Here is a 10,970-nt window from a genome sequence, read left to right on the forward strand (position 1 = left end):
AATATATCTCGCTAACTCTTCTTCCGCCTTTGCCAGTTCAGCGCTTCGTTCGTCGATATGAATTCTAAGGAAACTACTCGAGTCTTGGATCGACGAACGTTCTGGAGCCAATATTTGCTCAATAAAATGCTCGCTGACGGAACTAAGTGTCTCTTCCATACCGATCGGCGTGTTAGAGGTAAGACTTATCTTTAAGAAATCTTTACCCATTTGAGTAACAGATAAACGTTCCGACAAATCAGTAATGATCTCTTGTTTTTGAGCTTCCGACATATTAGGTGTTGTTAGCTGAAGTTCTTCTGCCACCGAATAAAGAACGTGACGGCTGTGTAACAGGGTTCTAAGTGCACTCATTCTGTCTTTAAGCATGGTAGAAACGGCGATGTCCTCAAGAAATGGATTCATTTTCGCCGTTTCTTGTATCAGCATACTGGTGTGCGAATCGTATTTTGTTGGCGCAAGTTTACTCACACCAAACCCCACAAATGGCAAGATAAGAATAGGGATTACAATCACGTAGCGCTGACGCCACATCCCGTTCAATATGTTTAATAAACGCAGCTTGAGATTGTTCATAATAGCTCCAGCATCCAATGTACGAAGTTGCCACGGTTTTTCCAGCTGTCTTTTTCTACGATAGAGATAGGTGAGTGAGTGAGTTGGCGAGCGTTGTTAAGTGCTTGGATCATTTCCTGGGCATTATTGATTGCTGTAACGTACTTCTGATAAGACGCCATGGCAGGGAATGGTGTTGTTACTATGGGTGTGCCTGCAGCTAAGTATTCCATCAGCTTAAGGGGGCTACACGCTTGTATTTGCTCATTGTCTACAAAGGGCAGCAAACTAATATCCCAATGTTGTGAGTAACTTGGTAAGGTGTGATGTGGTCTTGGGCCAAGGTAATGGACATTGTGTAACTTTGGTAACATTAGCGTATCAAGCTCGTTAGGCCCAATGAATACAAAATCCCATTCAGGCATTGCGTGAGCAACATGTCCGATCATGTCATAGTTTAGCCACTTCGACAGGCTGCCATAAAACCCTGCAATCGGACGATGACTACTTGGCAGGTCTTCAGCTCTGGCTACTGGTGTAGAAAATAGCTCAACATCAACGCCGTGTGGAAGAAGCTGCGTTTTACATTTAGGAAACTTTTTCACTAACTCTTTACTCGCTGCGAAAATCAGATCCGCTTTATCGATAAGTTTAGATTCGTGCTCAGCGACAGTTTGGTGATCAACGCCTGCGAGCGAACTGAAATCATCGCCGCAGTAATAAACCACAGCAGACTCCCCCAGATGCCCACACAGATCAACTGCAGTAGGAAGTGATGTCCACAGGATTGGGGCTTGTAAGTTAAGCTCTTCAATCATTGGTTTTAACTGTTTCAACATCATCATTTGAGCGAGCTTGCGTGAAGTGTATGATGCAGGAGCAGGGATGGTTCTCAAGTTGACGACTTTAATGTTGCTGAGGCCCGCAGAGTCCGACATGTTCTGGGTGATTGCGTTGGTCTTACCAAACAACTTATTGAATGCACGTGTTACATCTTTCACGCTTAAGCGCGGCTGTCTGAGGCCAATAGAGTTAATCCAAAGTACTTTATGTGTTTTAGCTAGTTGGCGAACTAAGTGCTGGGTTGACGATGGAAGTCCGCCGAAGTCTTCACCGAATACGATTAAATCACGCATGGTCACCTCCGTGAGTCTCAAATGCATCAAAAACATCCGACTCTGTCACTTCTACGGATTTTATTTCCCCAACCACTCGTGCGGGATTACCTGCGGCAATAGAGAATGGGGCGATATTTTTGGTTACAACGCTACCGGCAGCAATCACGGCACCTTCACCAATTGTCACGCCGCCTTTGACAGTTACATTGGTCCCTAGCCAAACATCTCGCTCTAGTATGATGTCGCCAATCTGTTGTGGGTCATCACCTTCACCGTTTGCACGACGTGTCGCATCAAGTGGGTGGCCAGAATAACCAAAAAGAAAGGCACCGCCAGCAATTCGGACATTGTCGGAAATAATCACTCGTTTGCCTACCGCGATAGTTGATTGCCAACCCACATCAACATTATTACCAATTGACAGTAACGGATGTTCCAAACCGTCGAGCGGCTGCGTACACCCTGAAAATGTGGTGTGACCCGATATACGACAGTCATTCCCAATTGAAATTTGCAGTGGTCCACTTACGAAAGGTAGGCCTCCATACAAATATAGGCGCTTACCACACTGTGCGACTCTGCCTTTGAACGCTGGGGTCCAGTAGCAAAAACGAGTAAATCCCCCGATGACATTCACAATCAATTTGTGTGTTTGATACAGGCAACGATTGAAGATCTGAGGTGTAGGGAGCTCGGCGCTTCTGATGTTTTTCAAAATGAAAAAAACATTTCTAATTCGAGAATTAGGGTGAAACTTAAGCCAGTGTTTAAATTGATGGATGCTTGCTGACGTCATAATGAAATTCCTTCTCTGTTGTTATATAGAAGTACTTTCATATTATGTGCCATATACTAAAGCCCATATTTTCAATGAGTTAAGGTTTAGCTTTTAGATTTTCTCATTTTGACAAGCAGTTTGAGATACGTTTGAAACGCAAACTGTGAGTGCTGCAAGGATGTAAATCGGCCAGTTGAAGCCCTGAGTTAGAAAAGTGCCGGACACAATGGTGCCGATCAGGCCTGCGTAGACCGCGTAGGCGACAGCATTGAGTTCTGGTGGGACATTGGAACCCGCAGTTTTAAGTCGCGCCAAAGTGGCACGAGAGGTTTTGATCAGAGATACGATAAGCCCTACGAAAATGATCAACCCAATAAATCCAGTTTCAGCTAAAACGCCAAACCAGGTGCTGTGCACAGCATGATTTAATCCATCCCAATAAGCGCTATAAAAAAAGTAGTTAGAATAGAAGTTATTTAGTCCTACACCGGTTAATGGGTTGTCTAACGCCATTTTGAACGCCGCTTCCCACGCGTAGATTCGCCCCATGGCGGATTCATCAATCCCTACTTCGGCGGCACCTCCTGAAGCTCTGTCTGATATTCCGGCAACTAAGTAAAGGACGACAGCGGCAATTGCTCCGCCAGGCATTAACAAGAGTTTAGAGTGAACCCACTTCCAAGCAAATATACCAATTACGGCAATACACCCTAATAGTCCCCCACGGCTCTGCGTTGCGATGATAGCTGCGAGCAGTAACACGCAAACGAAGCCACTTATAATTCGTTTAAACAATGGGACTCCGGAAGTGCTGGCTTGACTGATAGTAAATGCGAGAGGGAACATTAATACTAGCGCCAAATCGTTAGGGTCTCCGAGCATTGACCCAAAATCACGACCTATGGTTACGCGTGTGCCTTCAACCAAACCAATACCGTTGATTGAGTTGTAAACCGCGATGGTACTGACCAGAGCCCCCGCGTATATGATCATCATCGCCGTTTTCGCAAGATCCTCGGTGGTATTCACTAGCCACATGATCGCGAGTGTCATAACGATAATTTTCCAATAAATCCCTTTAAACTCAGCTAATGCGATCGGCCTATTCGATGCGAATACGATACCAATGATGATAAGAACCCAAAATATGGCGAGCCAATTGAAAGAGTGATGCCAGAAGATTTTCAGCTCTTTACTGACGAACGCATGCCAGAGTAGAGCAGACAGTGCGCCTATAGAAAGCAACAAAGGGATTTTCATCGGATAGAGGACGGAAAGTGCTTCGTGAATTCTAAAGAATGAGAAGACAACGAACAGTAGAACAAAGTAAAACGCTCTGTTAACAACGAATAGAGCACCCAAAGGTATAAAAGCAAGTACTATTACAACGACCGGGTGAGGAACGAGATACCAAGCAGCACCAATAACAAGGCTTAGGAATGAGAGCCCTAAAATTAGCGGTGTTCGGTTAACTTGGTCTCTCATTGTAAATCCCTAGCGTTTTTTATTATTCAACTAAAGACATAGCAAGGTGAATGCCACATATCAACTGATACTAAGTTATTGTATTTGTGTTCAATTTAGATTTTTCTAAAACGTTGAGTTGAGGCGGGTCAAAATGAGAATCAAATTGGAAACGCGCTTGCCATTGTTATTTGGATTGAATCTATGGTGTGGCAATGTTATGCACTGTAGCAGGCTAGGATCTGGGGAATAACAGCTTGTGGAGAGTAATGCTTGCGGATGGTCGCTTTGGCTTTCATTCCCATAGTCTGCTTGTCTTGAGAAGGGAGGTCAAACCAACTCGTTAAACATGCAGTGAGTTCGCTTTCATTTGTAGCGATGTAACCATTGTCTTCATGCTGAATCAGCTGCGATAGATTACCAACGTTGGTCGCTATAACCGGTATGCCACGAGCCATGGCTTCTAATGCCGCCATAGGTAGACCTTCGTAACGAGATGGTATGACTAAAACATCAATGGTTTTCCATGCATTGTCCATACTGGTTTGGTGTCCATGGAACGTTAAGTTATTTGGTTTACTCTTTTCGAGCGTTTGCCTTTCAGGGCCATTTCCAAATAGGTGAAACTTATGATTAGCCGCAAACTGTGCAAGAGCAACAAAACGGTCTGGCGCTTTTTCGTGGCTTAAACGGCCAACAAAACCTATGTGATAAATTTGTGTACTGTTGCTTCCGTTAACTAAATGTTGAGCATTCGGAGAGCTGTCAGGGATCGCAATGAAATTATTAAGCAGGGTAGTTCGTGACGGGATCTTATCTTGTATTTTGTTGCTGACAACAAAACAGTGATTAGACAGGAATCCAGTATATCTATCTAAAAAATCGTAGAGCCAAACTTTTCCTTTAGGTGTTTCGCCTGCATGATACGTCGATATTTGACGAGGCTTACAATGGCTTGGGGTCACTAGCTTCACCAGTTTACTCACAATGCTTGCTTTGTATCCATGAGCATGGATATGCGTGGGTTTATATTGCGTGATTGCCTGTTTAAGTTGCGAAAATGAATTGGTTTTACTTGGTGCTAAGTCGCTAAGTTGACTGTAAGGCAGGTCTGAATCTTTTAAGCGTGTTATCACTGGGGGAAGAGGAGCAAACTTGGTGAGCAGGACGACTCTAGCTTTGCGGTTATGTTTAAGTAAACCAAGGGCGAGCTCAATGACATGCGTTTCAATTCCACCAAAGGTTTGGCTATCGATGAGCAGCCAAATCTCTTCAGGTTCAGGAACTAAATGCCCCTGAACCTGAATTGGTTGAGCTTGAGTATCCAAATTAGGCTTGGTTACACTCATCTTCAGACTCCCAAGCCTGTTTCTTACGGTAAACAGTGGAAGGACTCAGCTCCAATAAAACGGCAGCGTTTAACACATTTCCATCACAATGATTGATCGCATGTTGAATGGCTTCGCGTTCTATCTGCCACATTGGACGTATCGCACCGTCACTAGTGGTAAATGCCGGTGTCATTGGATCATTTGTGTCTTGAGAGACAGATGAACGCTCAAGCTCTTCTGGTGTGACTGGAGGCAGCTTACCTTCTTGAACAACTGGCGACACAGCTTCCACAACAGCGCTACGTATTGGCGTAACGCTTTTTGAGGTTGTAGCGTCTGCTTTATTGATCGGAGCAGGTAACATCTCTTTGGTTACACTGGTTTCATTGTTTAACACTACGATGTAGCGAATGATGTTTTGTAGCTGACGAACATTGCCCGGCCATGGATAGCGCTTAAGTAAACCTTGTGTCTCTTTATCGATAGACTTGAATTTCTTCTTGTCTTGTTTGGCGTAAAGTTTCAAAAAGTGGTTAGCTAGAGTGACAATGTCACTTCCTCTTTCTCTCAGCGGTGGCATCTCAATAGGCACCACATGTACACGATAGTATAGGTCTTCACGGAATCGACCTTCTTCTACTTCGACGAGAGGGTCACGGTTAGTCGCACAGATGATTCTGACATCTACTTTGATTTCTCGGTTGCCACCTAACGGGGTAAAAGTCCCGGTTTGTAGGAATCGAAGGAGCTTTTTCTGCATTTCCGATTCCATTTCACAAAGTTCATCCAGAAACAGTGTGCCACCGTGTGCTTGCATTGCAGCACCTTTACGATCGGTTGTTGCACCGGTAAATGCGCCTTTGACATGACCGAAGATTTCGCTTTCCATTAAATCGCGGGGGATAGCACCACAGTTGATGGCAACGAATGGTTTATCACCACGCTGACTCTCTTGGTGAATAGCCTCTGCGCATACTTCTTTACCTGTCCCGCTCTCGCCATTGATGAACACACTTGCGGTTGTCGGAGCAACTGAGTCGATGATTTTATAAACGGCTTGCATCGGTAAACAAGAACCGATGAAGTTATGGAAACGGTCACGATCGAATTTGCTTTGAATATTGTCGACTAGATTTTCGAGTTTGGCTCTGCGCAGATGTAGGTTAACCGATGTTTTTAGGCGGTCGGCTTGAATTGGCTTTTCTAAGAAGTCTTCCGCACCGCGCTGAATTAGGTCAACGGCAATGTTCACTGAACCATGGGCTGTCGCGATGATTACAGCGGTTGGGATGTCGTTATCACTGATCCAATCTAATACCTCTTCACCTGGCATATCAGGCAGTTTTAGATCGAGGATGACCAGTTGTGGGACGTGTCTCTCTATAAATGTTTTTGCTTCAGTTCCAGTTTCGACATGAAATATGTCGTATGGCTCGTCTTTTACGTACTGCTTGTAAAGTACGGCGAGGGAGGTGGAGTCTTCAACTAACAATACCTTAGGGCGCATTGTGTAATTCCTTTTGAAACTTTATCCTAACCAATCAATAACATAGTGATGTTTGAGCGTAGATACGAGTCGGCTGTCTTTGTTACTTACGGGCGCGCTGTCTTATTTGAGTTTAGTCTGTTTACGCGAACAGATGACCATGAAACGTAAATCGATAATGACTATGTTGAGCTATTTAACTAATTTATATCTAGTGAAAGAGCGTTAACTAAAACCGGCTTCTTTTCTTTCTAATAACGCGTTGATTGAACGCTCTGCAAGTTCGATTAACTCGCCAACCTGCAGAAAGGCTTGTTCATGGTGCGCTTCTAAACACTGCTGTTCTAATGCTCTTGCTAACTTACCTAAAGGCCGGTTACCTAGCGAAAGTGCGGTACTACCAAGGGTATGTACTTCAAACTCGAGCGTTTGAGCGTCGTTGTTGCTAACTGCTTCTTTAATGGTGAGTAAACGAGCCTGTGACTCTGTCACATAGTGGTCGATTAAAATTGGAATAATCTCCGGACTGGTATCTCGAACCATCTGTTCAAGTACGCTTTCATCCACAAGCTCTTCATTTTGTTGCTTATTTTCACCTGAAGGTGTGTCTGACGTTAAAGTCGAGTTCATCAAACTAAGTCCTTTTATTGAGCTGTAAATCCTTACATCATCGAGAAGTCTAATACTCGTTTGCACTCTTAAGTTTTAGTCATTTTCTGGAATAATTTCAACTGGTTGCCTTATAAACAGCAGAATAAATCGACATTAAGCCATGCTTGTGGCTATCTTTGTGATAAACCTAACGGATTGATTATACGTATTTTCACTTACAAAATATGAACTTAGGTGTGTAATAGGAGAAAGGCTTGGACTCTAGTGCTAAAAAACCTCGTTTCCTCTAAATCTAGCAAACTAAATAAAAGGCCACCCTGTTGCTGAATAGTGGTGGCCTCAGTGTTAATAAAGTAATTGGTTACGCCTTTGTCCAAGTTGGACTTGGACTAAGACGCTTTGTCAATTTTTGGCTTTGGGATAGGTTCTACTTCTTCCTCGCTTGTTTCTGAGAAGATGTCGGCAACAGCGCTTCTCTCTAGTTCACCTTTGAGGTTCCCATCTTCGTCCACGACCGGAAGAGAATAGTCGCAAGACATGGTGTCTGGCAGAACTTCTTCAATCACTGCATCAGGTAATACCGCAGGAACTTCTTCGTAGATCTCATCACTGAAATCGTGAACCGAAGAATCTTCAACTGCGTCTTGTAAGCTCTCTTTTGTGACCAAACCTTGATAGCCATCGTCAGTAACGTGATAAGCGTAATCGTGCTTGAGCATCTTCATTTGAGCCAATGCACCTTCGATGGTCTCTGAGGTGATTCGATACAAAGGAGGCTGCATAACTGTTTCTACAGTCAAAGCACGAGCGCGATTCACGTCTTTTACGAATGCCTCAACGTAATCATCGGCAGGGTTAAGTAGGATTTCATGAGGCGTGCCTTGCTGTACTAACTCGCCATCTTTAAGGATAGCGATGCGGTCACCTAGGCGGAGGGCTTCGTCTAGATCATGGGTGATGAAGACAATGGTTTTATGGAGTTTCTCTTGAAGTTCAATTAACTGATCTTGCATTTCGCTTCGAATGAGAGGGTCGAGTGCAGAAAAGGCTTCATCCATTAACAAAATTTCAGCGTTAGTACACAGGGCGCGTGATAAGCCGACACGTTGTTGTTGACCACCGGAAAGTTGGGCAGGGTACTGATTACCATACCCTTTTAAACCTACGGTTTCCAACCACTCATTTGCTTTTGATAGGCGCTCATCTTTCTTGATACCTTGGACTTCCAAACCATAGGCGACGTTCTCAACGACAGTTCGGTGTGGCATCAACCCAAAGCGTTGAAATACCATCGACATTTTGTGACGACGAAACTCTTCCAGTTCTTTGGTATTCAAGCTCATTACGTCGATGCCTTCTACCGTGATTTTACCTTGAGTCGGGTCAATTAAGCGGTTGAAGTGACGGATGAGTGTTGATTTACCTGAGCCTGAAAGCCCCATAATCACAAAGATCTCACCGCGATTTATCTGAAGGTTAATTTCTTTAAGGCCAACGGTATGACCGGTGTCGGCGAGAATCGCATCTTTATGCTCGCCATTCTTAACGCGGTCCATTACGGACAAAGGTTTAGGCCCAAACACTTTGAACAGGCCACTAATTTCGATTAATGGTTTAGTCATGTTTGAACCCTCCTAGGTGGGCATTGGTTCTACGCGCATAAGCCTGTGATGCTCGGTCAAACAGAATCGCGAGTGCAACAATGGCGAAGCCGTTCATCAAGCCTAGAGTGAAATATTGGTTGGTAATCGATTTAAGGACCGGTTGTCCTAAGCCTTTAACACCAATCATAGACGCAATAACAACCATTGATAGGGCCATCATGATGGTTTGGTTTATACCTGCCATGATGGTTGGCATTGCCAGTGGTAACTGAACGCCCCATAAACGCTGTTTCTTGCTCGCACCAAAAGCAGTCGCAGCTTCTAACACTTCTTTATCGACTAAACGAATACCTAAGTTAGTTAATCGAATCACAGGGGGGATTGCGTAAATAACCACTGCGATAAGACCTGGAATTTTACCAATACCAAGCAGCATAACCACTGGGATTAAGTAAACAAACGCAGGCATTGTCTGCATAATATCCAGCAGTGGTGTCACGATCGATTGTGCGCGATTAGAACGCGCCATGGCGATACCAATAGGAATACCTAGGAAGATAGAAACTATGGTACACACAGTGATGATGCTGAGTGTCCGCATTGTGTCTTCCCACATACCAAAGTAGCCGATGAGAAGTAGAGATAGCACACAACCTAGAGCCAATTTCCAAGAGCGACTGGCGGCATAAACTAAGCCCGTGCAAACGCCAAGAACGATCAGCCAAGGGGTAGAGATGAGAAGTTTTTCAAACCAAACTAGGAAGGAAAGAAGAGGGTCAAATAATGATTCGATCATTTCTCCGTATTCACGGGAAAACTCACGATATGCGCCGTCTAGCGTCTTTTTAATTGCTCGCAAATCAGAGCGTTCCATTTCCGGGAAGTTCGATAACCAATTGCTGTCAGCCATTTTATATCCTTATAGTTCGGAGCCACTTGTTCAACACACTAAAATGCGATGTGAACAAGGCTCCGAATTACGAATAACATCAAGTATAGCGACGTTATTTCCATTGTATTGAAGCGTAGCCATAGACAAATATAACTACTCTCTAAGCATTGTTATTAAAGCTCAGCTTCAACCTTTTTTGCGACTTCTTCAGAAACCCATGGGTGCCATACTTCTGGGAATTCACTCAAGAAATGTATGCTCGCTTCTTCACCATCCGCTTGGTTGTCTTCCATCCAAGCTAGTAAAGCATTCATTTTTTCGTTGGTGAAACCACGCTTAGTAAAGTAGTCGTACGCTTCCGGTGCGCGCGATGCAAAACTTTCAGTGGTAATGGTGTGGACAGGAGAAGGCGGGTACATGGTTGCTTTAGGAGATTCACAGCCTTCTTGGGTCGTACAGCTGATAAATTCTTCTTTATCAACACCACTTCCAAAGTCGACTTTTACCATGTCATATTTGCCAAGAACTGCAGTTGGTGCCCAGTAGTAACCGAACCAAGCTTCTTCACGTTCATAAGCTTTCGCGATAGATCCAGATAAACCAGCACTTGAGCCAGGGTCTACGATGGTAAAACCGCTCTCTTCTAGGTTAAGTGCGTCAAACAGGTTAGCGGCACTGATTTGACAGTTCCAGCCTGCTGGACAGCTGTAAAATGCGGATGTATCTGGGTCTTCAGGGTGCTTGAACAACGCAGCGTTCTTGCGTACACCTTCGATTGTTGCCATTTCTGGGTTTTGTTTAACTAGGTAAGCAGGAACCCAAAAACCCTCTTCACCACCATTTACAAGAGCTTTACCTGCGTAGCGAAGACGTTTCTCTTCAACACCTTTATCAAGAGCGTCTTTTAGGCTGTTACTCCATAGTTCCGGTGCAACATCTGGTTGGCCTTTTTCAATCATGGATGTGCCGGTTGGCATAGTGTCGCCAGGGATGAGTTCGGCATCGCAATCGTAACCATGCTCAAGGATGAATTGGTCGATGTTGGCGATAAGAGTTGCAGAGTTCCAGTTCATGTCTGCGATTGTTACGCTGCCACATTCTCCAGCGTTAGCATGACCACTGGCTGCTGC

At 44.4% G+C, this 10,970-nt stretch carries 10 protein-coding genes; all 10 read right to left on the reverse strand.

Translation table 11 applies throughout. The features are described from left to right. Nucleotides 1–576 (reverse strand): Wzz/FepE/Etk N-terminal domain-containing protein (locus BCT81_RS00455; RefSeq protein ID WP_241908127.1); only part of this gene is annotated, 576 nt, incomplete at its 3' end. Further along, the gene (locus tag BCT81_RS00460) at nt 573–1,691 is read right to left on the reverse strand and encodes a glycosyltransferase (RefSeq protein ID WP_102422958.1); all 1,119 of its coding nucleotides are present in this window, start codon (nt 1,689–1,691) and stop codon (nt 573–575) included. The genes BCT81_RS00455 and BCT81_RS00460, both read right to left, overlap by 4 nt. Further along, nucleotides 1,684–2,469, reverse strand: a complete 786-nt coding sequence (locus BCT81_RS00465; RefSeq protein ID WP_102422959.1) for an acyltransferase — start codon at nt 2,467–2,469, stop codon at nt 1,684–1,686. Before BCT81_RS00465 ends, BCT81_RS00460 begins: the two co-directional genes overlap by 8 nt. A gap of 93 nt (nt 2,470–2,562) precedes the next feature. Continuing rightward, nucleotides 2,563–3,936, reverse strand: coding sequence for an O-antigen ligase family protein (locus BCT81_RS00470; RefSeq protein WP_102422960.1), 1,374 nt, complete (start codon nt 3,934–3,936; stop codon nt 2,563–2,565). A gap of 197 nt (nt 3,937–4,133) precedes the next feature. Then, nucleotides 4,134–5,264, reverse strand: coding sequence for a glycosyltransferase family 4 protein (locus BCT81_RS00475; RefSeq protein ID WP_102422961.1), 1,131 nt, complete (start codon nt 5,262–5,264; stop codon nt 4,134–4,136). Then, entirely contained in the window at nt 5,245–6,753 is a 1,509-nt protein-coding gene (locus BCT81_RS00480; protein ID WP_102422962.1) for a sigma-54 dependent transcriptional regulator, read from the reverse strand. Before BCT81_RS00480 ends, BCT81_RS00475 begins: the two co-directional genes overlap by 20 nt. Before the next feature lie 204 nt (nt 6,754–6,957). Then, the gene (locus BCT81_RS00485; protein ID WP_102422963.1) at nt 6,958–7,362 is read right to left on the reverse strand and encodes an Hpt domain-containing protein; all 405 of its coding nucleotides are present in this window, start codon (nt 7,360–7,362) and stop codon (nt 6,958–6,960) included. Between the two features lie 371 nt (nt 7,363–7,733). After that, nucleotides 7,734–8,966 carry a glycine betaine/L-proline ABC transporter ATP-binding protein gene (locus BCT81_RS00490; protein ID WP_008217849.1) on the reverse strand — a complete coding sequence of 411 codons (1,233 nt, stop codon included), beginning with the start codon at nt 8,964–8,966 and terminating at the stop codon, nt 7,734–7,736. Next, the gene (locus BCT81_RS00495; protein WP_102422964.1) at nt 8,959–9,858 is read right to left on the reverse strand and encodes a proline/glycine betaine ABC transporter permease; all 900 of its coding nucleotides are present in this window, start codon (nt 9,856–9,858) and stop codon (nt 8,959–8,961) included. The genes BCT81_RS00490 and BCT81_RS00495 overlap by 8 nt, the downstream gene beginning before the upstream one ends. A gap of 155 nt (nt 9,859–10,013) precedes the next feature. Next, nucleotides 10,014–10,970, reverse strand: a 957-nt coding sequence (locus tag BCT81_RS00500) for an ABC transporter substrate-binding protein (RefSeq protein ID WP_102422965.1), incomplete at its 5' end; no start/stop codon positions are given.

Source organism: Vibrio sp. 10N.261.52.A1 (assembly GCF_002876325.1).
Lineage (GTDB): Bacteria > Pseudomonadota > Gammaproteobacteria > Enterobacterales > Vibrionaceae > Vibrio > Vibrio chagasii.